Origin of the sequence: Pseudomarimonas arenosa, from assembly GCF_014841215.1 — a bacterium.
Classification (GTDB): Bacteria; Pseudomonadota; Gammaproteobacteria; order Xanthomonadales; family Xanthomonadaceae; genus Pseudomarimonas; species Pseudomarimonas arenosa.
Genome location: NZ_JACYTR010000049.1, coordinates 1 through 24,228 on the forward strand (window position 1 = coordinate 1; position 24,228 = coordinate 24,228).

The window sequence follows — 24,228 nt, forward strand, 5'->3', positions numbered from 1 at the left end:
CGTTCAGCGATTCGGCGAAGGGCCGACCGATTGCCGAATCGAAGAACCACCTGACGCCATCGATCGTTGGGTAAGATCGACCGAAATCGCGTTTCGCGGGACGAAGTCCGACAGGCTGTTAGCGGGATTGCGGTCGTGCGCCGCGCCGAACGACATCGGTGCCAGTGCCCGGGGCTCAACTTCAATCAGGCGCCTGCAGCTCCACGTGGTCGGCGCCGATAAAGGCCTCCATGGCGTCGAGCACGGCGCGTAGATAGGGCAGGGTGGTGGCGGCCTGTAGGCGTGGGCGATCGATGACTTCGATCCAGCCGTACATCGACTGGCGCAGGTGCTCTTCGCTGCCGGCGCGTTGCAGTAGATCGGCGAGCAGCTTGCTGACCTCGCCCAGGGTCGGTGCGGCGCCGCAGGCCTGGAAGAGTTGCGCCAGCGCGTCAAGCAGAGGGCGGGCGTGTTCGGGCAGGCCAAAGTCCTCCGGTCGGAAATCCATTGGCCCGCGCTCGGCATCGGTCCAGATGCGAAAGCACTGCCGTGCCAGCGAGTGATACAAGGGTTCCTCGCTGATCAGGGCGAGCAGAAAATTGCGCGCATGCGCGCTGACCGAAGCGCTGCCCGCCGACCACTCGCCGCTGTCGACAAAGCGAACCAGACGCGCATGGTCAGCAAATGCTGCTGCCTGTAGCTGATCGAGGATAAGGATGGTGCGGGCGGCCTCGGAATAGGCGCAGGCTTCGATCAACACCCGTTCGAAGGCCGGCAAGGGCGGTTCGCTGGGCTGTCCGTCCTCGCTGGGCACGGCTGCCATTGGCTCCGCCGGTTCGGGGCGACTGAAGTCATGGTAGAGCACGTGGTCGAACTCAAGCGCATGAGCCAAGGCGTTGGCAAAGGCCGTCTTGCGCCGTCCGCCTCGACCATCGACGTGCATGACGCGCAAGCGGTCGAGGCTGGCTTCGAACAGGCAGCGCAACGAATAGTCGTAGTCGTCGTTCGACTCAAAGCCGAATTCGGCCAAACGCTTTCTCAACGACACTGCCATTCTCCCAACAGCTGGCTGACGAACCTATATCCTGAAGCGGCTCAGCGCAATCAGTAATGGACGGGTCGCGCAAGGGAATCGGGGCCCTGCGCCAAACCGCACCCTAGCCGCACCGATGTGCCATCAATCGCCACAATGCGCGATCGGTCCCGCGTGGGTGTGGTGAACCGCGCACTGTTTGCAGACCGCCTGGCTTGGCACAGATATGGGTCATTGGTTGGCTTGCTTAACGGCAAATTCACGGCCAAACTCGGCTAGCCTCGCGCCACGCAGCCGGTGCTCGTCGTGAGGGGGAGATTTTCGCCTTGATCGAACAGGAGTCTGCTATGCCCAAGCTGCGTCGTTCCCCGTTGTCAGGATTCACGCGCGCGCCCTTGGCGCTGTCCATTTCCGCCCTGCTGGCCATGCAGTCGCCGATGGTATTCGCGCAGGACGAGGCCGAAGCAGCCGAGGCGCGTAAGGCCAAGGAGCTGGAAGAGCTGGTGGTGACCGCGACCCGACGCTCAAAGAGCGTGCAGGAGGTGCCCCTGAATATTTCAGCCATCGATGGCGAGAACCTGCGCGAGCAGGGCGTGGGCAGCTTGTCCGAACTGGGGCGGGTGGTGCCGGGCCTGTTCGTGCTGGATCAAGGCGGGCGTTCGTCCAATCAGATCATCGTGCGCGGCTTGAACGCCGATCCGGTCGCCGCCTCCGAGGCGCTGGGCAATGGCAGCGGTGGCACGGTGGCTACCTACATCGGCGAGATTCCGCTGTATGTCGACTTGCGCATGGAAGACCTGGAGCGCGTCGAAGTACTGCTCGGGCCGCAAGGCACCCTGTACGGAGCCGGCACCCTGGGTGGTGCGGTGCGCTATATCCCGCGGCGTCCCGAGTTCGGTGCCAGCACCCTTGAGGTACGCGGGTCTGCTTACGGGCTCTCGCACAGTGATGGCATTGGCGGCAAATTGGGCACCACCCTTAACCTGCCATTCAACGACGTGCTGGCCTTTCGCGGCAGCCTGGACTACCTCGATGACCCGGGCTTCATCGACTACAACTCCTTGGTGCCTGAGCCGGGCGTGTCGAACCCCAATGTGGCTGGCGATCTGACCCGCCGCAAGGATGCCGATGATGCACAGATCCAGTCGGCACGGCTGGCCTTCCGCCTGAAGCCGAACGACATCATCGACGCCAATCTCACCTACTATTTCCAGGATCAGCAAAACGGCGCACGCACCATCAATCACGAGGTGGCCGCCGGAACCGGGCGTTATGAATCGGCGCATCGCTATCTTGAGCCCAATGATCGCGAGAATCAGCTGACCGCCCTCGAGATCAGTGCTGATCTCGGCTTTGCCGAGCTGACTTCGGCCACCGGCTACTCGAAGTACGACGAAGTCGGTCAGCGCGATCAGACCGACCTGCTGATCACCCTCGAGTACAGCTACGAAGCCTTCCCCAGCTTCTCGGCTTTCACCCGCGAAGAGCAGGAAGACACGATCTTCAACCAGGAACTGCGCCTCGTTTCGCAGGGCGATGGTCCGTTCAGCTGGATTGGCGGCCTGTTCTACAACCGTCTGGAAAGCGACGCCTCCAGCAAGGAATTCACCCCGGGCTACAGCGAATACCTGGGCGGTGGTCGACCCGATAACCTGGAGTACTTTTCCACCAATTCCACCGATCTGACCGAGCGCGCCGTGTACGGCGAATTCGCCTATCAGTTCACCGACCAATGGCAGGTCACGCTGGGCGCTCGCTACTACGACTATGAGCTGGAGACTGCCGATGCGGTCGACTTCCCGCTGTTCCGCTCGGTGTTCGACGGCGCGCCGCCAGATTCGATCTTGCTCGAGCCCGAACTCGGTGGACAGGAAGACGATGGCACCTTGTTCAAGTTCAACACCTCGTACCAGTTCAACGACGACGTGATGGGCTATTTCACCGTCAGTGAGGGCTATCGAATCGGCAACTCCAACGGTGTGGCGCCGTGCCCCGACCCGCTGCCGCCGAACCAGATTGCCTGCGGACTGCCGGATGAGCTGCAGTTCTTCCCGGACAGCACCACCAACTACGAAGTCGGCATCAAGTCGCGTCTGCTCGATCGCCGCCTGACCTTGAACGCGGCCCTGTTCCGCGTCAACTGGGATGATCCGCAGCTGGCCGGCACCACCGATAACGCTGCCTTGCCAATCACCCTGAATGGCGAAGGCGCAAAGTCGCAGGGCCTCGAGGTCAGCTTCAATGCGCTGCTGACGGACTACTGGAGCCTGCGTGGCAGCTATGCCTACACCAATGCTCAACTCACCGAAGATGCGCCGGCCCTGCTCAACACCATCATCCCGCCTGGCTTCAGCCCGCGCATCGACGTCGATGGCCGCGCTGGCGATCGCCTGCCTGGCTCGCCCAAGCATCAGGCCAATCTGTTCGCCAGCCACCTGACCGAGCTGTCGGACGGGAAGTACTTAACTTTCAACTACGGTATTTCTGCAATTGGCGACGTATTCACCCGCACCGGCAATCGGGCCGATGGCGAGGAGCTGCCGGGCTTTGCCGTGCACAACGCTTCCCTGGTGCTGGATGGCATCAACTGGTCGGTAACGCTGTATGCCGAGAACCTGCTGGACAAGTTCGCCCGCACCGGTGCCCGATCGTCCCGGCCCTATGCGCAGACGGTATCCGATGAAAACGGCGACCCGGTGGTGGTGCGGCGCTACTACCATGATGTACTGCGGCCGCGCGAGATCGGCGTCAATTTCGTTTATTACTTCGACTTGTAGTGCCAGAGTGCGCAGCAACGCGCCCTGAGCTTGTCGAAGGGCGTCTGTTGAATTCTTTGAAGCGAATCATGCCGCGCCTTGGCTTTGCTCACTTCGACGGGCTCAGTGAGCGGGTTGCAGTGGGACCTGCGCACCCTGAGCTTGTCGAAGGGCAGTGGTTTGATTTCGCTGCGGTTGAATCTCTGGCCCTGGTATGGGCGTGACCGCCGCACTGATCAAGGCTGCTCACGCGGCCTTGCAGCGCGGCGACTACCGCGCCGCGCATGAGGCGGCGTTGCGCGCCTTGCAAACGCAGCCCGCTGCAGCCGAGCCTCTGTTCATCATGGGCCTGATCGCCGCGGCGCACGAAAATCATCGCAAGGCCTGCGATGTCTTCGAGCGGGCGATCAAGGCCGAGGCCAGGCCTGAATACTATGCGCAGTGGGGACGTAGCCTGCTGGCGATCCAGGAGCAACGGCGCGCGGTTGAAGCGGCCTATGCCGGCCTGGCCTTGCAGCCGGGCGATGCGTTGACACTTGATACTCTGGGCGTGGTGCTGGTGCGTGCCGGTGCCCATGCCGAGGCGGTGCCGGCCTTTCGTGCTGCGGTCGAACGCGCGCCCCATAACGCCTCGTTCCAATACAACCTTGGCGCGGCACTGCAGTTCATCGGTGATCTGGATGCTGCGGCGCAGGCCTATCGAGCCGCCTTGGCCGCGGACGACCGGCACTATCGCGCCTGGTCGGCGCTCGCCCAGGTGAGCCGACAATCCCTGCAGCCCGCAGAGGAACAGCAGGTTGAGCAGTTGCTTGAGGACGGGCAGCTCGATCCCGATGCCGAATTGCATCTCTGCCATGCCCTGGCCAAGCAGCGCGAAGATCAAGGGCGCTACGGCGAAAGTTTCGATTTGTTGAAGCGCGGCAAGGCGCGCAAGCGGGCGGGTCTGGTCGATCGCTGTGCGCTGGATGCCGAACTATTTTCAGCGGCGATGGAGACGGCCGGTCTGGCGGCGCGCACTCAGGGTCATGCGAGCGAGGAGCCGATCTTCATCGTCGGCCTGCCCCGTACCGGCACCACCCTGGTGGAGCGGATTCTATCCTCGCACCCGCAGGTTTTTGCCGCTGGAGAGCTGAGTCACTTCGCTACCGCGCTGAAGCGCGCCGCAGCAACGGCCTCGCCCTATGTGCTCGACGCCGAGACCCTGCGCGCAGCGGCTGATCTGGATCTCGCCGCGGTAGGCAGATCCTATATCGACAGCACCCGCCCCCGTACCGGTCACACACCACGTTTCATCGACAAGATGCCGCTGAACGTCGTGTTGGCCGGGGTGATTCGGGCCGCCCTGCCCAAGGCGCGGATTATCTGCTTGCGTCGGCATCCCTTGGATTCCTGCCTCAGCAACTATCGCCAGCTGTTCGCCACCGGATTCACCTACTACCACTATGCCTATGACTTGATCGATTGCGGGCGCTATTGGCTGGGTTTCGATCGACTGGTCGCGCATTGGCGGGCCGAATTGGGCGACCGCTTCATGGAAGTGCACTACGAGCAGGTGGTGGAAGACATCGAATCCCAAGCGCGCCGGCTGCTGGCCTTTGTCGGCCTGCCCTGGGATCCGCGCTGCATCGACTTTCATCAGAATCAAGCGCCGGTGGCCACGGCCAGTTCAGCCCAGGTGCGCGAGCCGCTGTATCGGCGCGCCGTCGGACGTTGGCAGCGCTATCAGGATCAACTTCTGCCGCTGATCGACTGGCTGCACAGTCAGGGTGTCGATCCGACCCGTTGATCGGTGCGCGGCGCGCATGCCGGGGCTTGCCAAGCGTCGCTGCAGCTGCAATCGTATGCAGCTAAGGTTTCCCCATCGATCAGGCTACCCTGAACAGGGGAGCCGCGGCGTTCTCCAGCGGAACGCTGCTCGAGCTCCGACTCACGACGCTGCGGTTGTGCATGGACGCACACACCAAGCACAAACGGGCGCTGGCGCTTCGTCTCGTACGAAGGGTTGGTTCCGGCGACACAAGGATGCGTCGCGATGATTGACGGGTAACCGTTGATCGGTGCACTGCGACTCGGCGGGTGCCGACCGCAGTCGTCTGGCAGATTCAGGACGAATCTGCTCAGGCCATTCCTAGGGAAGGACCGCGCTGCCACTGATTGCTGGTGCGCAGCGCCACAGCTATGGCGGTGGAACTCGATGCTACATGCGCAACCTGCGAACCTGATGGTGATCTTCGGTGCTACCGGTGATCTGGCCCAGCGAATGCTGCTGCCTTCGCTATACGGCCTGCACCGCGACGGCTATCTGCCGAAGAACTTCCGCATCCTTGGCACGGCTCGCAGCGAGCTGGATGAGGATGGATTTCGAGCGCTGGTGGCAGCCAGCCTGGAGCAGCGAATCGCGGTCGAGGATCGCGATTCGGCCGCCATCGCCGATCTGCTGAGCCGAATCTGCTACCAGCCGGCCGCGCTGGGCGACGAGCCTTCGTTCGAGGCGCTGGCGCGGCGAATCAAGAGTCTGCGCGACGGCGATGTGGTGTTCCATCTCTCCACCTCGCCGAAGTTCTATGTCTCCATCTGCGAGGCGCTGGGTCGACACGGCCTGAACGGCGAGGGCACCCGTGTGCTGCTGGAGAAACCCATCGGCCACAACTTCGGCGAGTCAGTGGATGTGAATGAAGGTGTCGGTCGGGTGTTCGACGAAGATCGGGTATTCCGCGTCGACCATTATCTTGGCAAGGAGGGCGTGCAGAACCTGTTGGCGCTGCGCTTCGGCAATGCCCTGTTCGAACCGCTGTGGAATTCGCGACACATCGAGCAAGTGCAGATCACCGTCGCCGAAACCGTGGGTTTGGAAGGACGGGCTGACTACTACGACGGCTCGGGCGCGATGCGCGATATGGTGCAGAATCATCTGTTGCAGCTGGTCTGCCTGACGGCGATGGAGCCGCCATCGCAGTTTGATCCCAGCGCGGTACGCAACGAGAAGATCAAGGTGCTGCGCTCGTTGCGCGGCATCGGCCGCGAGGAGGTGGCCAGCCACAGCGTTGCCGGGCAGTACGTCTCGGGGGCGGTTGGCGGCGTGGCCGTGCCGGGGTATGCCGAAGAACTCGGTCGCAGCAGTAGCACAGAGACCTTTGTCGCCTTGCGTGCCCATATCGACAACTGGCGCTGGTCCGGCGTGCCGTTCTATCTGCGCACCGGCAAGCGCCTGCCGCGGCGCTGCACCGAAATCTATCTGCAGTTTCGCGCCGTGCCGCACTCGATCTTTGCCAATGCCGGTGCCAGCGTCGAACAGAACGCGCTGGTGATCCGACTGCAGCCGGAAGAGCGCATCGAACTCTTTATGATGAACAAGACGCCGGGCTTGGATCGCAGCGGCATCAAGCTGTCACAGGTGGCGCTTGATCTCGACCTTCACCAGGAGTTTGCCCATCATCGCAAGCGTCTGGCCTACGAGCGTCTGTACCTGGATGCGATCGAGGGCAATGGCACCCTGTTCGTTCGCCGCGATGAGGTCGAGGCGGCCTGGCATTGGGTCGATGACATCCTGGACGGCTGGCAGCATCGTGGTGCTGCGCCGAAGAGCTACCCCGCCGGCACCTGGGGCCCCAATGCCGCCTTTTCGCTGACCGATCGCCATGGCCACACCTGGCGCGAATGAGGTGGGGCGATGCAGCTGATTGAACACATCGATGCAGCAGCCATGGCCGATGGCCTGGCCTTTGAAATCGGTCAGGCCATCGATCAAGCCTTGCTGGATCGCGGCCGTGCGCTGATTGCGCTTGCCGGCGGGCGGACGCCGATGCCCGCCTACCGCAAACTGGCCGGGCAACAGCGTGATTGGTCCAAGGTCACTGTCCTGGCTACCGATGAGCGCTGGGTCGACGCCGGTCACCCGCTGCGCAACGAGGACGAAATCGTTGATGCGATGCAGGCGGCGCGGGGCTTGAACCTCTGTCGACTGGTACCGGCCAAGGCCGAGTATCCACCCTTGGCGGCCTGGGCCAATCAGGTGTTGGCCGAGCTTTCCCAACCGTTTGATCTGGTGCTGCTGGGCATGGGCGGCGACGCGCACACTGCCTCTTTGTTCCCCGCTGCCGATGGTCTGTCAGCGGCCATGGATCTGCGTGCTGAGGCGGATGCCTTTGTCATCACGCCCAACCCCCTGCCACCCGAGGCGCCGCACGCCCGGATCACCCTCGGGCGCCGGCGGCTGTTGAATGCGCGCCAGCACATCATCGCCCTCAGCGGCGCCGTCAAACGTGACGTACTGTTCGATGCGAACAGTCGCCAGCAACCGGATCGGCAACCGATCAGCGCCTTCCTTGCGCCGGGCCTGAACATGACGATTCACTGGAGTCCATGATGAGTCTCAATCCTGTGATCGAGCGTGTAACCCGGCGCATTGCCGAACGCAGCCAGCCGCAGCGCGAGGACTATCTCAGGCGCATGCGTGCTGCCAAGGAGCGCAGTACAGCCCGTTCGCGCCTGAGCTGCGGCAACCTGGCGCATGCCTTCGCCGCCTCCGGCCCGGACAAGCCCGGTCTCAGCAGCCTGCGAGTGGCCAATCTCGGCATCGTCACCGCCTACAACGACATGCTGTCGGCGCATCAGCCGATGGAACACTACCCGACCCTGATTCGTGCCGCAGCCCGTGCTGCGGGTGCCACCGCCCAGGTGGCGGGCGGCGTGCCGGCCATGTGCGATGGCGTGACCCAGGGCCGCGATGGCATGGAGCTGTCGCTGTTCTCACGCGACACCATCGCTCTGGCCACCGCGGTATCGCTGTCGCATGAGGCATTCGACGCCGTGCTGCTGCTGGGCGTGTGCGACAAGATCGTGCCCGGCTTGTTGATCGGCGCGTTAAGTTTCGGCCATCTGCCGGTGATCTTCGTGCCGGCCGGGCCAATGACCTCAGGCTTGCCGAACAAGGAAAAGGCTGCGGTGCGACAACGCTATGCCGAAGGCAAGGCAAGCCGCGACGAGCTGCTGGCTGCCGAGTCGGCCTCCTATCACGGCGCCGGCACCTGCACCTTTTACGGCACGGCCAATTCCAACCAGATGCTGCTGGAAATGATGGGCCTGCACGTGCCCGGCACCGCCTTCGTCAATCCCGGTACTGCATTGCGCGATGCCCTCACCGTGGCGGCGACCGAAACGGTGCTGCAGCACACCGCTCTTGGTCAGCAGTATCGGCCCTTGGCCGAAACATTGAACGAGAAGGCCATTGTCAATGCCATGGTCGGCCTGGCCGCAACAGGCGGTTCCACCAACCACGCGATTCACCTGGTGGCGGTGGCGCGGGCGGCAGGCCTGAGCATCGACTGGGACGATCTCGACGAGCTGTCACGCGCCACACCATTGCTGGCCCGGGTCTATCCCAATGGCAGCGCCGACGTGAATCACTTCCACGCCGCCGGTGGCCTGGGTCTGGTAATGCGGGAGCTGCTCGATGTCGGCCTGCTGCATGCCGATATCGCCTGCGTGCACGGTGGTGATCTGCGCGCGCAGTCGCAGGAACCTCATCTCGAGGGCACCCAGCTGAAGTGGCGTGATCCTCCGGCGGAACCACTGGATAAGGACATCGTGCGTCTGGCTGCCGAACCGTTCGCCGTCGAGGGCGGATTGCGTCGGCTGCAAGGACGTCTCGGCCGGGCGGTGGTGAAAGTGTCGGCGGTGGCCGCCGAACATCAGCGTCTGGTGGCGCCGGCGAAGATCTTCGATTCTCAGGATGCCTTGCTGGCGGCGTTCAAGGCCGGCGAACTGCTGGGTGATTTCGTTGCCGTGGTGCGTGGCCAGGGCCCGCGCGCCAATGGCATGCCGGAGCTGCACAAGCTCACCCCAACCCTGTCGCTGTTGCAGGATCGTGGCCAGAAGGTGGCCTTGCTCACCGATGGCCGTATGTCGGGTGCCTCCGGCAAGGTGCTGGCGGCGATCCACCTGAGCCCCGAGGCCTTGTGCGGTGGGCCGATAGCCAAACTGCGCGAGGGCGATCGGATCATCATCGATGCGGTCGAGGGCATCGTTGACCTCGAGCTGGATGAGGCCGAGTGGCAGTCTCGTCAGCCGGTGAAACTGGATGTATCGGCCAGCCATCGCGGCCTGGGCCGCGAACTGTTCGGGCTGATGCGGCAGCAGGCTGGCAGTGCCGAGCAGGGCGCCTGCGCGCTGTTTGCCGAGGGTTGAGCGAATGACGGCCAGGTTGGTGAACCCCGGCTTGGTTGCCGATATCGGTGGCACCAATGCCCGCTTTGGCCTCACCGACCTGGCCCGACCCGGGGCGGAGATTCTGTATCCGCGCAGCCTGCCCACTGCCGACTACGCCAGTCTGCAGCACGCAGCGCAGGCCTATCTGGCCGAGATCGATCAGCGTCCCCACTGTGCCGCGTTGGCCTTGGCCAGCCCGGTGCAGGGCGACGAGGTGCGCCTGACCAATCGCGCCTGGTCGTTCAGTCAGGCGGAACTGCGTGCTGTGCTGGGCTTGGACTTCTTGCGCGTACTGAACGATTTCGGCGCGGTGGCAGCGGCGGTGCCGCATCTGTCGCAGCCGGATCGGAATACCTTGCATGGCGATTCGCAGGGCGGTCTGCAGGGCCCGGTCAGCGTGCTCGGACCGGGCACCGGGCTCGGTGTGGCCTTGTTGGTGGGCAGCGATGATCACTGGCAAGTGGTGGAAACCGAGGGCGGTCACGTCAGTTTCGCCCCGCTGGGCGAGGAAGAGCTGTGCATCGATCGCTGGATCAGCGCGCGCTTTGGCCGCACCTCGAACGAGCGCCTGCTGTGCGGCCAGGGTCTGTCGTACATCCATGCCGCGCTATCCGGTGAAGAGGCCGGACGCCCCTTGGGCAAGCCACATCCGCTGCGCGATCCGGCCGATATCGTGGCCGCCGCGCTCGATGGCCACGACCTGCTGGCGCGTCGAACCCTGGCTCGATTCTGCGCCGTGCTGGGCAGCGTGGCCGGCGATACCGCACTGATGCATGGCGCACGCACGGTGATGATTGCCGGCGGCATCGTGCCGCGCTTCGTGCCGTTCCTGCGATCCAGCGCGTTTCGCGAGCGTTTCTTGGCCAAGGGGCGTTTCGCCGCCTATCTGGAGTCGGTGGCCATCCATGTGATCACGCATCCCAATCCCGGTTTGCTGGGCGCGGCGGTCACCCTGCATCAAATCTGCAAGGAGGGAATGGCATGAGTCGTTGGACAATCGAAGCACGCGCAGCGGCGGTTGATGGTGTGTTCGCTCGCGCCCCGGTAGTGCCGGTCATCAGCATCGCCAGGCTGGAACAGGCGGTTCCACTGGCGCGCTGCCTGGTCGAGGCCGGTCTGCCGGTGTTGGAGATCACCCTGCGCACCGACGTCGCGATGGCTGCCATTCGCGCCATCGTCGCCGAGGTGCCGGATGCCTGTGTCGGTGCTGGTACCGTGCTGAATGGCGTCGACCTGGAAAACGTGGCCGAAGAAGGTGCCGAATTTGCCATCGCGCCCGGTGCCACCGAGCGGCTCTACGACGCGGCGGAACTGGCTGCGGTGCCGCTGATTCCGGCGATTGCCAGCGCCAGCGAACTGATGCGCGGCCTGGAGCGTGGCCATCGCCGGTTCAAGTTCTTTCCCGCCGAGGCGGCCGGCGGCGTGGCTGCGCTGAAGAGCCTGGCCGGCCCGTTTCCACAGGCGAAGTTCTGCCCCACCGGTGGCATTGATCTGGCCAAGGCGCCGAGTTATCTCGCCCTGTCCAACGTGGTCACCATTGGTGGCTCCTGGATGCTGCCCAGTGAGGCGTTGGCCAACGGCGACTATGCCGCGATTGGCCGCTTGGCGGCAGAGGCGGCGAAGCTACGCGGCTAGGTTGTCCGCTCCCCTTTCGAGCCTGGCTCGAAGGGGCAGGGCGCGAAGCCGATCTTGCTGCGCCGCAACATGCAACGCTCTGGACCCGAGGGCCGAACCTATGCGAAAAGAACGAATTCGTTGGAGTTCATCTCCCGGCTATGCAGGGCGGCAGCGACGCATGAAAGGCAAACCGACTTCGTTCGATATCGCGTATCGAGCCGGAGTGTCGCAGTCCACCGTGTCGAGGGCGCTGCGCGGCAGTCCGCTGGTCAGCCCGGAAACCCGCAAGCGGATTCAGGAGATCGCCAAGGAGATCAACTACAAGGTCGACAAGAACGCCTCGAATCTGCGTCGCCAGCATTCGGTGACCCTGGCCCTGTTGCTGTTCGAAGATCCGACCACCGATGACTCGCTGATCAATCCGTTTTTCTTGTCGATGCTGGGCTCGATCACCCGCGCCTGTGCCCGGCATGGTTACGACCTGCTGGTCTCGTTCCAGCAGCTGAGCGACGACTGGCACGCCGACTACCAGGACAGCCACAAGGCCGATGGCCTGATCCTGCTCGGCTACGGTGACTACGTAAAGGCCAAGCCGAAGCTGCAGAAACTGGTCGAACAAGGCACCAAGTTCGTTCGCTGGGGTTCGTTGGTGCCCGGGCAGTCGGAGCTGTCGGTGGGTTGTGACAATGTCCAGGGAGGGCGTTCCATCACTGAACACCTGCTTTCGCTGGGTCGCCGCCGCATCGGGTTTATCGGCAATGTGTCGGAAGGCAGCCCGGAATTTGCCGATCGCTACCGCGGACACGCCGAAGCCTTGAAGAGGGCCAAGATCAAGCTCGACCCCATGCTGCAGATCGATGCCGTGGATTCCACCGAACAGGTCGGTTACCAAGCCGCGCAGACTCTGTTGGCCAGCGGGCAGCGCTTTGATGCAATCTTTGCTGCCAGTGATTTGCTGGCCATCGGCGCCCTGCGTGCCCTGGCCGAAGCGGGGTTGGCTGTACCGCAGCAGGTCAGCGTGGTCGGCTTCGACAATATCCCGATTTCGAACTATTCGATTCCGCCACTGACCACGGTGTCGCAGGACACCACCCGAGCGGGGGAAGTCCTGGTGGAGTCAGTGCTCAATCTGATTCGTGAAGAAGCGGCCGAAAACAAGGTGCTGCCGGCGCAGGTGGTGGTGAGGAAATCCTGCGGTGCATAGTTTCAGATAGGGGCCTAGGAAATGTTCTCGTGTGGTCAACAGCGCGTCTGGCTCGCTCTACTGTGCCTGCTTCTGTCTTTTGCTTCCCTATCTGCCAGAGCACAGTCGCTATCCTTTTCAAGCGACTCTGACGGTAACTACTACGCCACGCTGTCAATGAACGCGAGCCCGTGCCTCCTGGTTCCCACCCAGCCGACTTCAATCTCAGTCTCAGGCTGGCTAGTGACTATTCAAGCTCCTGCGTACCCATCAGTTCCGTGTAGTCCATTGCCTCCTCCCTGGCCCGAGTTTAGAGCCACCGCACCGCTCGGGAAGCTAGGCCCCGGCAACTATTCTGTGACCTGGTCACAACCCAACGGGTTCGTAGCAACCGGCACTTTGAGCGTGCCCCAAATTGTGCCCCTGGCTTCGCCTTGGGTCTTTTTCTTGCTTGTTCTTTCCATTCTGGTAGCGAGTAGGGTGGCAGTGTCGCCCACCACGTGAGGGTCATCGCATCACGTTGCGCGCCATCAATGTATCGAGCTGCGCGCGCAGGGTGGGGGCGCTGATTGGCGAATCGCTAAGCCACACCGCCACGCCGTGCGCCGGAACCTCGACCGATGTGCTGACGTTGAGCGATTCGCCGCTGAAACCTTCGCGCCAGGCAATCGCCTGCAGATCTGCTGTTAGCGCATAACTCAGGGCTTGATCACCCTTGTTCAATACTACCAATGCCGTCTGCGATGTGCCCTGGTACTGGTACACGCGTAGGAAAGCGGCGAGATCCCCCTTGAACTCAAGGTTCAACTGCAAGCCGCGCTGCAGGGCAATCGACTGGCCGCGCAGGTGGGCAATGCGGCCAAGCGCGGAACGAATGGGGTGCTCCCGGGCCTGCTCGATGCCTTCGCTGCCAAAGTAGTTGCGGTTGCCGGCGTGCTCGGCCTTGCCGCGCATGAAACCCATCTCCGAGCCGTAGTAGATCACCGGAATACCGCGTGCGGTAAACAGCAGGTTGTGGGCGTCGATGAAACCTGCGTCGCTGGTCTTGATGCGTGGCATGTCATGGTTGTCGTAGAACGTGGTCAGCTCATACGGGTTCTGGAACGGGCTGGCGTCCAGGCCAAAGGCTGCTCCGATCTGAGCGAAGTCGCCGTCGTTCTCGAATACGTCCTGTACCGCTTTCTTCAGCGGAAAGTCGAGCAGGCTGTAACTGCCATTTTCCGGCCAGGTGAACGGTGCGATGGTCGCCGCATCGTAGTTGAAGGCCTCGCCAAACATGAAGAAGTCCGGATGCCTGGCGCGAATGCGGTCGGCAAACGCTTTCCAGAACGCGTAGGGCTGGTGGCGAATGGTATCGACGCGAAAAGCGTGAGCGCCCTGCTCGATCCACTGCAGGTTGGCATCGACCAGGTAGTCCAGAACCGCTGGATGGTCGGCATTGAGATCGGCCAGCTGGGCCAGGTCGGGCTTGGTGTTGTACCAGGCATGCAGCGGATTGTTCGCGGGATCGAGTTGCTCAGGAGGGAGGTTCTGATGGTCGGCCAGCACGCTGCCATCGGCGCTCAGCAGCTGACCAAAGCCGGGCTGGGTCTCGGTCATCGTGTAGCCGGGCGAGCTGTGATTGCCGACGATATCGAGCACCGTCTTCAGGCCCTTGGCTTGCAGGCCCCGGGTGAGCTCAGCAAAGCCCAGGCCTGGGCTGGGCAGATGCTCATCAACGGCGAAGAAATTGAGTCCCCAATAGCCGTGATAGCCCGATTTGCCGCGATCGGTGAGAAAGGATGTGCAGGTGATCTCATCGCCGCCGGTGAAGGCCTGATCCGGATTGTCGACGATCGGCGTGATCCAGACCGCGGTAAACCCCATTTCGCGGATGTAGTCGGCGTTGTCGAGAAGGCCTTTGAAATCGCCGCCGAGGTAGCCGATATTGGCTTGCACACCATCATCGGCGCAGGCCGGAAGCGGAATGTCGAAGGTCGGATGTTCGCCGCCCTGGTCGCGTTGATCATTCTCCGGGTCGCCGTTGACGAAGCGATCGGTGACCACGAAATACACCGCTTCGCTGGCGAATGGCGTCAGGGTGCCATAGTAGTCTGGCGTCTCTATGCCGGGCGGGCTGGGCGGCGCAGATTGACCGCAACCTGCCAGCACGACAGCGCAGGACAGGGTCAGTAAGGTTTGGCGAAACAAAGTGTTCATGCCAGGCGCTCCTGTGCTGCACTGGTCGTAGGTTGCAATCGCACGCGCAAGGTCAGCAGGGCTGCCAGAACCATGGCGCCGCCGCCGGACATCACCACATACAGCGAATCAGCATCCGGCATGAGCTCCATCAGCTTGCCGAGTCCGAGCGAGATGGCGATCTGCGGCAGAACGATAAAGAAGTTGAACACACCCATGTAGAAGCCCATCTTCGCCGGTGGCAGGCAGTTCGACAGCATGGCGTAGGGCATCGACAGTATCGATGCCCAGGCAATGCCGACGCCTACCATCGATAGCAGCAGCCAGTGTTGATCCTGGATCAGCGCCACCGACAACAGGCCAGCGCCCCCGAGCAGCAGTGAAACGATATGCAAAGTTCGGGCGGAATAGCGCTGGGCCAAGCCCAACAGCAAAAAAGCAAACACGAAACAGACGCCGTTGTAGACCGAGAAGCAGACCCCGGTCCACTGGCCGGCCTGCGAGACCAGATCGGCATAGTTGTCGCTACCCTTGACCGCGCCGAATACATGTTTGGCGATTGCCGGCGAGAAGCAGATCCACATACAGAACAGGCCCATCCAGGTGAAGAACTGCACGGCGGCCAACTGGCGCATGGTCTGCGGCATGCTGTTCAGACCATGGACGAACTCGCTAAGGAACCCCGACACACCCCGATGCTCGGCCTTCATGCGTTCGAAGGCAGCCATATCAGGCGGCGGCGCTTCCGGCGTTGACAGCACGGTCCACAGCACAGCCAGCAAGAAGGCCGCAGCACCGATGTAGAAGGCATAGCTGACCGCCGGTGGAATGGTGCCGGGAGCGGACGTGCCAGCGACTCCGAAGTAATTGGTTAAGAGGTAGGGAAGGGCGGATGACAGCACCGCGCCAAGCCCGATGAACACACTTTGCACGGCAAAGCCCTGAGTACGTTGCTGCTGCGGCAATTTGTCGGCAACAAAGGCGCGGAACGGCTCCATCGAAATGTTGACTGAGGCATCCAGAATCCACAGCAGGCCAGCGGCCATCCAAAGCGTGCTGGAACTGGGCATGAAGACCAGGGCCAAGGAGGCCAGAATGGCCCCGACCAGGAAGTAGGGACGTCGTCGCCCCAGCCGATTCCAGGTGCGGTCGCTCATGTAGCCGATGATCGGCTGGACCAGCAGACCGGTGACCGGGGCAGCCAGCCACAGGATCGGCAACTCGGACTCTTCAGCCCCCAGCATCTGGTAGATCGCCGACATGTTGGCCATCTGTAAGCCCCAGCCAAACTGGATGCCCAGAAAACCAAACGACATGTTCCAGATCTGCCAGAACGACAGGCGCGGCTGATTCATCGATTGCTCCCTCAAAAGCCTGGCCGACCATCAGCGAATCTATGCTCGCATGCGCGCTCGGCAACACCGCATGGTAGGCCCTGCGGAAAGCACAGGCCAACGCGGTGCATACGTATTCAGACCGGTTGAAGCGGAGACTTCCAGGGAATCCCCGATCAAGTTCAGAGATTCCGGCGCTGCGAGGATGCAGCGCCGCGATCAACAAGCTGACGGCTGCTAGAGGTCGGCCGAGGCGGGTGTGGCAGCGGCCTGCGCCGGTGAGGCGGACAACCATCGGCGCAGGCGTGGCGCCACCATCGGTACGGTCAGCATGGTGCTGGCGATGGCCATCAGTAACAGGGCGGTGAAGGTCTCATTGCTGATGATGCGCTTGTCGAGCAGGATGTTGGCGAACACGATCATGATCAGCGCCTTGGTCTGCAGCAGCCAGCCGATGGTCCAGGCCTCGCCCTTTGGCCAGCGCAGCCAGCGCCCGGCCAAGGCGACGCCGGCCAGTTTGCCGACCACCGCGGCAAGCAGGAACAATGCCGCCGCGATGAACACGGCTGAGCCGCCGATATCCCAAGAGGTGCGCAGGCCGGTGGAAAGAAAGAATACCGGCATGATCACCAACAGCAGATGGTGGCGCAGCAGATCCATGTGTGCTTGCTTGAACCAGTGACTATCCAGCACAACGCCAGCGAGAAACGCGCCGACCATGAAGTGCAGTCCCGCCCAATCGGCGGTGAAGCCGCAGGCGGACAGCCAGACCAGGGAGATGTACCAACGGTCGCTCTCAGGCAAGCGACGCATCAGCCGTCGCAGCAGCCAGGCGGCGAGTAGAAAGCCGACGAAGAAACTGACTTGGCGACCGAGACGATCCCAGTCGGTCAGGATCACCGCCAGCATCCCCCAGACCGCGATATCGTCCAGGCTGGCGTAGCGCAACACGCGCTGGCCCAGTGGCAGCCGCAGAATCGAGAGCTTTTCCATCAGGATCAGCAGAATCGGCAGCGCGGTGACTGAACAGGCCATTCCGATGCCTGCCACGAATTGCCAGGAATGCGCCTCGCTGCCGATCCAGCCCGGCTGCCAGCCCAGCAAGAACAGCCCAACGCCAGCGCCGAGCATCCAGGGGGTGAGCAGGGCAAATCCTGCGGTGACGCCGCTCTCGACCCTATGGCGCCAGGCCAGATGAACATCGAGTTCAATCCCGGCTATCCAGACGAACAACATCACCGCCCACCAGGCAATGCCGTTCAGCGCCTGCACCACCTCCGGGTTGAAAACAAATTGGTAGTAATCGGGAAACGCCGCACCGAGCACGCCGGGACCGAGCAGAATCCCGGTGATGATCTGTACCACCACCAGCGGTGCGAAGTACTCGGTGCGCCCCAGCCGCCAGATCAGATAGGGCAGGGCCAGGATTACGCACATGGCGATCAGAAAGATCTCAGTGGTGGTCATGCGGTGCAGCGCAGGTGGATAGGCGAAGCAGGTTAGCGGGTTTGCTGCCCAAGCGCAGCGGGAAGCTTCATGGTGCCATCCAAGATCCCCGACCCCGTCGGCAGATCACTGCTTGGCCGCTGTGCTTACTATCGTTGCCCCGCGTGAGTAACGGAACGCCAAGGTGATGACAGTGGGGAAAATGAAACCCTTGAGGTAGGAGAGTGGGTGCCTGCCTTCCGTGAAATCGACCGGCAAATTGCCGAAATGGGCCCAGTACTGCGTGGCAACCAGTCCGCCGATACTGAACCACATCCCCCACAACGCCCACCGCACGCCAAAGATAACGAGCAGCAAACTGACGATGATCAGCAGACGACAGAGCGATTGGACGTAGTCGAAAAGGGTCTGAGCATGGCCGCCGGTGCCTAGATACAAGTCGTAGAGCATCAGGCTGTGGTGGAACACAAGCAGCCCAGCCAAAACAAGTATGACGAGGTGCAAGAACGCCCGAACAACCTTTTTCCATGTGTCTGTTGCGGTGCTCATGTCCGATCTCTGGCGCAAGTGCCGTATAGAGTAATGTATTGACCAACCGTTTGGTTAAGTCGACACTTGCGGCTGCAGCTCAACCCAGCGCAAAGCTCGAGTGATGGGACGAGAGAGGTTGTCCTGCCTGCATCGCGCCAAAAAAACCCGCCGGGGGAACACCGGCGGGTCAGCTGGAGAACAGCGATTTGCTTTGTTGTTAGAACTTGTAGGTCAGGCCCAGCAGCACGGTACGGCCGTACTCCACGTACAGACGCGGCCGGTCGATCACGCCGGGGTCGCGGAAGAACTCACGATATTCCTCGTTGGTCAGGTTGTTGACCTGTAGCAGCAGGGTCAGGCCATCGAGCGTTCCACTCTGGAACTCATAGCTGGTCTGGAAATCGATGATGTCCTCGCCGCGGATATAGCGCGTTCCGCGATCGCCGCCGAAGGCCTGGATCTCGCCGATGAAGGACGAGCGCGAGCGCTGGCTGATGCGGGCCGAAAAGCCTTCCTTCTCATAGTACGCAGTCAGGTTGCCGACGTAGCGTGACAGTCCCGGCAGGGGTTGGCTGTTGCCCGGGCCGAGCGGCTGAATCGAGCTGCGGGTGTCGGAATAGCTGCCAATCAGACCGAAGCCATCCAGGGCATCGACCCACATGCCCAGCGGGATCGAGCCGGCGAATTCATAGCCGTTGATGGTGCCGCCGTCGCCGTTGGCCGGCTGACTGAACTCACCGATCGTGCTCGGCGGCGGATTGCTGAAGCCGCTGAGGTCGAACACGCCGAAGTCGTAGTTGAAATTGGTCTGGTTGTAGATATAGGTCTTCAGATCCTTGTGGAAGACCGCAGCACTGAAATAGCCCTTGCCCTCAAAGTACTTCTCGTAACTCAGATCAAAGCTGTCGGCTTCCCAGGGGCGCAGGCGCGCATTGCCACCGCCACCGGTCCAGATGTTGCGCTGCTGATCGATGCCGAAGTTGGCAAAGAAACGCATTTCATCCATGCGCGGGCGAGCTTGCTGGCGTGCGGCACCGAAACGAACAGTTTGATCGGCAGGCAACATGAAGGCCAGATTCAGGCTTGGCAGCAGATCGTCATAGTCGGCGCCGTCGCTGGTCGGCACGGCCTGACTCGGATCGCCGCCCGGCAAGCCCAGGCCGCGTGATTCCTGGTCGACATCGATGTTCTGCAAGCCAAAGTTGCCTCGCACCGGTACCGAACCGAGCTCGGTGTCGATATTGAGCTGCAGATAGGCGGTGATGATGTCCTCTTCCACCGCCCAGTTCTTGGCCGCGCAGTCAAAGCAGTTGTTCGGGCGACGCACGTATACCGAGCCGGCCAGGGCGGGGGCGTTGTAAGCCACCATGCCAGTATTGGTGTAGGCCAGACGGGTGGGGCCGCTGAGGAACTGGCTGGGGATGGGTACGCTGGTCACGCCGGCCGGTAGATCAAGAAAGGCCTCATCGGCCGAGCGGCTCTTCTCGCGGTTGGAGAAGTTAACGCCTGCTTCAATCGAGCTGATCGGGCCGTCGAGGAAGCTGCGTTCAAGCGCCAGTCGCGCCGTCTTCAAGTCATCCTTGATTTCAAAATCCTTGTCGTAGCCGGCCTGGCCCCAGCCGCCTGGATCACGCAGTTCCACCACATTGGGATCGGAGTAATCCAGGCCGAAAACCAGATTGGCCGGGCCGTTGATCGGATCCAGGGTGAAGTCCATCAGATCGCCACCGGCGGCGCCGGAATACGTTTCCAGGATGCGTTGATCACGGTCGGCGGACGAGGTGCTGAAGTCGGCGATCGCGCGGAAGTCTTCGTTGATCCAGAACTCGTTGTTGAATCCGACGGCAAACAGCCGATCGTCGATCAGGTCGAAGTCATTGCGAACCACCGGGCGCACGCCATCGTAGGTGCCTCCGAGCAAGAAGCCGTTCTGCACATTGGGATTGCTCAGGGTGCCCGAACCCCAACCCAGACCAAACTCCATGCGGCGGGTGGTTTCAGCCTTTTCGAAGGTCGAGTAGTACAGGTCCAGAGTGCCGGTGTAGACATCGTTCGGCGCAAACTCGAGCACCGCCATCAGGCCATCACGCACGTTGTCGGAGGAGCCGCTGCGATGATCGGTGCCGCCGAGTACGATGGTGTCTTCGCCATTGACGGCCTGCGTCGGGTAACCCCAGGCGCCCCATGACTTGAACTGGCCCGGCGAATCGAGCCGGGCGTATCCGACAGCGAAACCGATGGTGTCGTCGGCAAACTTGCCGATGTAGGACGCACTGAAGCGATTGCCCTTGTCGGTGAACCCAGAGTTCAACTCGCCCAGCGAGTTCTCTTCCAGACGGAAGTTCAGACTGGCCTTGGCGCCGCTATAGGAAAGCGGTTTGACCGTCTGTAGATTGACCGTGCCCGAGAGACCTTGCGCCGGCAGGGTAGCGTCGGGAGTCTTGTACACCGTGACACCGGAAAGCAGTTCCGAGGGGTATTGATCGAACTCGACGCCGCGATTGTCGCCGGCGCTGACTTGCTCGCGGCCATTGAGCAGGGTGGTGGAGAAATCGCCGGCCAAGCCGCGAATATTGATGCTGGAGGCGCGACCGGCCACGCGCTGGGCTGACAGGCCGGGCAGGCGAGCGATCGAATCGGCAATCGAAATGTCCGGCAGTTTGCCGATGTCTTCGGCCGACACTGCTTCGACGATGGAGTTCGAGTCCTGCTTGATAGCGACCGAACGCTGGATGCTGCCGAGGATGCCGGTGACGGTATAACTGTCGAGTTCAACGGCCTTTTCTTCGGACTTCTGCTTGAGGTTCTTGTCCTCGGTGTCAGCGTTCTCATCGGCCGACTGCGCGTGCACGCCATGGGCGAGCATCATGGTTGCCGATGCCAGCGCCACGCTGAGCAAATTGCGCTTAAGTTTCAACATCTCCCCCTCCGATCCTGCAGTGGTTTTAGCTGTCCCGTCGGCATTCGTGATGTCGGACCGGGCTGGAAAACGGTTGAAGCGGGGCTGCCCCGAAACCGTGCAGGCATGGTAGCTCCGGCGCTTTGTTCAGCGGCCAAGCTGCATACGTATTCATGCAAGATTTAGTTTGTCGACTCTAGGAATCGCCACAAACTGAGTACCAAGGACGTTGTTTTTTCCCGCCTTACTGCGGGTTTCAGCAATGCCGACAGATGTCGCGCGAACAAGGATTCAAATCGTATTCACTTAGCTGGCTCTTTTAGCGGGGCCAACTTGGTTCGTTCGAGGAACCGCCATGGTGCAAGGTAGTCGCCGACAACCCCGCAACCAAAGGATTGCGTCAGACACGCAAGCCGCGCCGGCAGCTGAAGAAGCCGTTCAAGCAGAGCCGGCCGCGCGCCGGGTCTGCGCTGAGCAACTCTGGATGCGGTATGTGGCTGCTATGAAACAGCTCGCCACGGTAGAACAACAGGCGGTTCCAGCGCGGCTCGACGTTGAGCACTCGCTCGAACCATGAATTACTTTCATTCATGTAGCCGGGTGCGATGTCGTATCTAGCGCTGAATTCACTGGCGGAAAGATGCCCCGAGTCGTGCACCATGCGTTCGACCTCGGTGATCGGCTTGCGCGGGCGGAAGAAATTGGTTCCGCCAAGCGACGAATCTTGAAACAGATACAGCACCGAGGCAACGGCACATTGATCGGCCGGCAGATCGAGCCGGTCACGATGGCAAAGCCATTGCCGCGGCTGCAGCTGGTCCGGTTGCAAAGTCACCAAAGCCAGCCGGCTGTACAGCTGCAGGGTGCGCCGCGCTCCCAGTCGCTGTCGGCCAAAGCGCACAAAGAACGCGTCCAATGCTGAACACACCTGCTCAGGCATTGGCAGCTCGACTCCAGGATAGGCGTTGTTCTGTCCGTGCTGAAACAGTCCTTGGGCCTGCGCCTGCTTCGCCCAATCCAGCCAGCGTTCGGGCGCCAGCAGGGCATTATCGATCACCAGGACGACATGGCCATCGAAAAGGGGCAGCTCTTGGATGCTTGCATCGGGGTTGAACATCTGAATCACCAAGGCCTCTGATTGAACTTGACGCCGCAGGCGCCGTGCAGCGCCCGCGAGTCCTGGCCTGTGCCGGACTCGCGGGACTTGAAGTTGAGTAGTATGTTCAAACTTCAAGTTGCCGAAGTAACCGCACCGATGCGCGTCAACATTTTGCGCCGCGTATCACCGAGTCGACGAGTGCTGCACCCAAGGCGCACCCTATGGTTAAGGTCTAATCAACCGACGGCCGAGGCGCAGGTCTTTGCGATGTACTCGGCGTGCTCCGGCATCACCTGGGCGGCGCGCTGCAGCAGCGCGCCGACGCCATCGACCATGCGGCGGGTCTCCTCTTCACCCAAGGTTTCCACCATCGGGTGATGGCGCTCCGGGATGATGCCCTGGCCGATCATCACCTGCACCCAGGAGGGTTCGGTGAACAGCTCTTCGTGCTCCTTGAAGACCCGGCCCGAGCAGCGGAAAAGCTCTATCTTCTGCTGCAGGGTTTCGGGAATCTGCATCGTCCGGCAGCGTTGCCAGAACGGTTCTTCACGTTGATTGGCCAGATAGTGCAAGACCAGAAAGTCGCGCGAACGGATGAACTCGAACTGCACCTGGCGGTTGTACTCATCGATCTCGGTCTGGCTGAAGCCGTGTTGAGGGAAGAACGCCACCAGTTTGCCTATGCTCGATTGGATGAAGTGGATGCTGGTCGATTCCAGTGGCTCCATGAAACCACTGGCTAAGCCGATGGCGATGCAGTTTCGGTTCCAGAACTGCTTGCGCATGCCGGTAACGAAGCGCAATGGCCGCGGCTCGGCCAGGGCTTTGCCATCAAGATTGGCCAACAACAGGGCGGCGGCTTCGTCATCGCTGATGAACTCGCTGCAGTACACCAGGCCGTTGCCGATTCGATGCTGCAGCGGTATTCGCCACTGCCAGCCTGCCGTTCTGGCGGTGGCGCGGGTATACGGCGTGAGCGGCGCTACCGAGGCGCAGGGCACGGCCATGGCGCGATCGCAGGGCAGATACTGACGCCAGTCGTGGTAACCGGTTTTCAGTGTCTGCTCGATCAACAGGCCGCGAAAACCCGAGCAGTCGATAAACAGTTCACCCTCGACCTGCTCGCCACTGTCCAGCTGCACATGTCGGATGTAGCCCGACTCCGGGTCGAGACCGACATCCACTACCTTGCCTTCGGTTCGCTGTACGCCATTGGCTTCGGCGTGCCGGCGCAGATAGCGCGCGTACAGGCCTGCGTCGAAATGAAAGGCGTGCTGCACATTACTCAGCGGGGAATTGGGAATGCTGGCCGAACGCAGAAATCTGTTCTGGTAGGCGGCCACCGAGTTGAACACATAGTCGCCCAGGGGGCCGGCGCGGCCCGCTCGATGCTGCTTGATCCAGTAGTGGTAGAACGGCACCAATCCAAGATCGCGGCCGCCGATGGCGCCGAACGCGTGCATATAGGCCTGGCCTTCGCGCAGCCAGCCATTGAATTCGATGCCGAGCTTGAAGCTGCCCTGGGTTTCGCGGATGAACTCGTTCTCGTCCAGGCCGAGGGTGGCATTGAACAGGCGGATCTGTGGAATGGTGGCCTCACCAACGCCGACCGTGCCGATCTCTTCCGATTCGATCAGTCGGATGTGCAGCTGTGTGCCGAACAGCTTGCTCAGTGCGGCGGCGGTCATCCAGCCCGCCGTGCCGCCGCCCACAATGGTCAGCTTGCGAATAAAGCCCGTGGACATCCTGCGCTTCCAGAGTCGATCAATGGGCGCATGCTAGCCGTTTCCTGTGGTCTGCGCGTCAGCATTCGGGGCGTTGCATCAGGCCGCATACGTATGCAGGCTCGCTCCGGCATCGCGCTGGCCTAGCATGCGGCTTCCCAATCTGGTTGTGCTGGCACCAAGCGGTCGAACATCGAGTGCGCTGGCCATCACGCCCAGCCACGCAGGCAACGACCTGCGGA

The 24,228-nt window shown here is 62.0% G+C and carries 16 protein-coding genes; 8 read left to right on the plus strand and 8 right to left on the minus strand.

The window, feature by feature from the left end:
- Window positions 1–181 precede the first annotated feature (181 nt).
- Entirely contained in the window at window positions 182–1,027 is an 846-nt protein-coding gene (locus IFO71_RS16545) for a hypothetical protein (RefSeq protein WP_192030773.1), read from the minus strand.
- A 332-nt stretch (window positions 1,028–1,359) separates the two neighbouring features.
- Here IFO71_RS16545 and IFO71_RS16550 point away from each other — a divergent pair, with 332 nt between their 5' ends.
- The 8 genes from IFO71_RS16550 (at window position 1,360) to IFO71_RS16585 (ending at window position 12,796) form a co-directional block, all read left to right on the plus strand.
- Complete coding sequence (locus tag IFO71_RS16550) at window positions 1,360–3,789, plus strand: TonB-dependent receptor (RefSeq protein ID WP_192030774.1); 2,430 nt, start codon at window positions 1,360–1,362, stop codon at window positions 3,787–3,789.
- Window positions 3,790–3,988: 199 nt separating this feature from the next.
- Window positions 3,989–5,554, plus strand: a complete 1,566-nt coding sequence (locus IFO71_RS22520) for a tetratricopeptide repeat-containing sulfotransferase family protein (RefSeq protein ID WP_192030775.1) — start codon at window positions 3,989–3,991, stop codon at window positions 5,552–5,554.
- Window positions 5,555–5,962: 408 nt separating this feature from the next.
- A complete protein-coding gene (gene zwf, locus IFO71_RS16560; RefSeq protein WP_192030776.1) occupies window positions 5,963–7,429 on the plus strand; it encodes a glucose-6-phosphate dehydrogenase in 1,467 nt (488 codons plus the stop codon).
- A 9-nt stretch (window positions 7,430–7,438) separates the two neighbouring features.
- Window positions 7,439–8,134, plus strand: coding sequence for a 6-phosphogluconolactonase (pgl, locus tag IFO71_RS16565; RefSeq protein ID WP_192030777.1), 696 nt, complete (start codon window positions 7,439–7,441; stop codon window positions 8,132–8,134).
- Window positions 8,134–9,954: a phosphogluconate dehydratase gene (gene edd / locus IFO71_RS16570; RefSeq protein ID WP_192030778.1), complete on the plus strand. Its 1,821-nt coding sequence runs from the start codon at window positions 8,134–8,136 to the stop codon at window positions 9,952–9,954. Before pgl ends, edd begins: the two co-directional genes overlap by 1 nt.
- A 4-nt stretch (window positions 9,955–9,958) precedes the next feature.
- Window positions 9,959–10,960 carry a glucokinase gene (glk, locus tag IFO71_RS16575; protein WP_192030779.1) on the plus strand — a complete coding sequence of 334 codons (1,002 nt, stop codon included), beginning with the start codon at window positions 9,959–9,961 and terminating at the stop codon, window positions 10,958–10,960.
- A complete protein-coding gene (eda, locus tag IFO71_RS16580) occupies window positions 10,957–11,610 on the plus strand; it encodes a bifunctional 4-hydroxy-2-oxoglutarate aldolase/2-dehydro-3-deoxy-phosphogluconate aldolase (RefSeq protein WP_192030780.1) in 654 nt (217 codons plus the stop codon). Before glk ends, eda begins: the two co-directional genes overlap by 4 nt.
- Window positions 11,611–11,770: 160 nt before the next feature.
- Window positions 11,771–12,796: a LacI family DNA-binding transcriptional regulator gene (locus IFO71_RS16585; protein WP_192030781.1), complete on the plus strand. Its 1,026-nt coding sequence runs from the start codon at window positions 11,771–11,773 to the stop codon at window positions 12,794–12,796.
- 486 nt (window positions 12,797–13,282) lie between these two features.
- On the opposite strand, the gene IFO71_RS16590 is transcribed toward IFO71_RS16585, so the two are convergent.
- From IFO71_RS16590 to IFO71_RS16620, 7 genes are all read right to left on the minus strand, one after another.
- Window positions 13,283–14,974, minus strand: coding sequence for an alpha-amylase family glycosyl hydrolase (locus IFO71_RS16590; RefSeq protein WP_192030782.1), 1,692 nt, complete (start codon window positions 14,972–14,974; stop codon window positions 13,283–13,285).
- The gene (locus IFO71_RS16595; RefSeq protein WP_192030783.1) at window positions 14,971–16,308 is read right to left on the minus strand and encodes an MFS transporter; all 1,338 of its coding nucleotides are present in this window, start codon (window positions 16,306–16,308) and stop codon (window positions 14,971–14,973) included. The genes IFO71_RS16590 and IFO71_RS16595 overlap by 4 nt, the downstream gene beginning before the upstream one ends.
- A gap of 216 nt (window positions 16,309–16,524) precedes the next feature.
- Window positions 16,525–17,754 (minus strand): cation:proton antiporter, encoded by a 1,230-nt coding sequence (locus IFO71_RS16600; protein WP_192030784.1) that lies wholly within the window; start codon window positions 17,752–17,754, stop codon window positions 16,525–16,527.
- Between the two features lie 105 nt (window positions 17,755–17,859).
- Complete coding sequence (locus IFO71_RS16605; RefSeq protein WP_192030785.1) at window positions 17,860–18,282, minus strand: hypothetical protein; 423 nt, start codon at window positions 18,280–18,282, stop codon at window positions 17,860–17,862.
- A 199-nt stretch (window positions 18,283–18,481) separates the two neighbouring features.
- Window positions 18,482–21,184: a TonB-dependent receptor gene (locus IFO71_RS16610; RefSeq protein ID WP_192030786.1), complete on the minus strand. Its 2,703-nt coding sequence runs from the start codon at window positions 21,182–21,184 to the stop codon at window positions 18,482–18,484.
- Window positions 21,185–21,563: 379 nt separating this feature from the next.
- Window positions 21,564–22,280, minus strand: coding sequence for a DUF6445 family protein (locus IFO71_RS16615; RefSeq protein WP_192030787.1), 717 nt, complete (start codon window positions 22,278–22,280; stop codon window positions 21,564–21,566).
- Window positions 22,281–22,498: 218 nt separating this feature from the next.
- Complete coding sequence (locus tag IFO71_RS16620) at window positions 22,499–24,007, minus strand: tryptophan halogenase family protein (protein WP_192030788.1); 1,509 nt, start codon at window positions 24,005–24,007, stop codon at window positions 22,499–22,501.
- Window positions 24,008–24,228 lie beyond the last annotated feature (221 nt).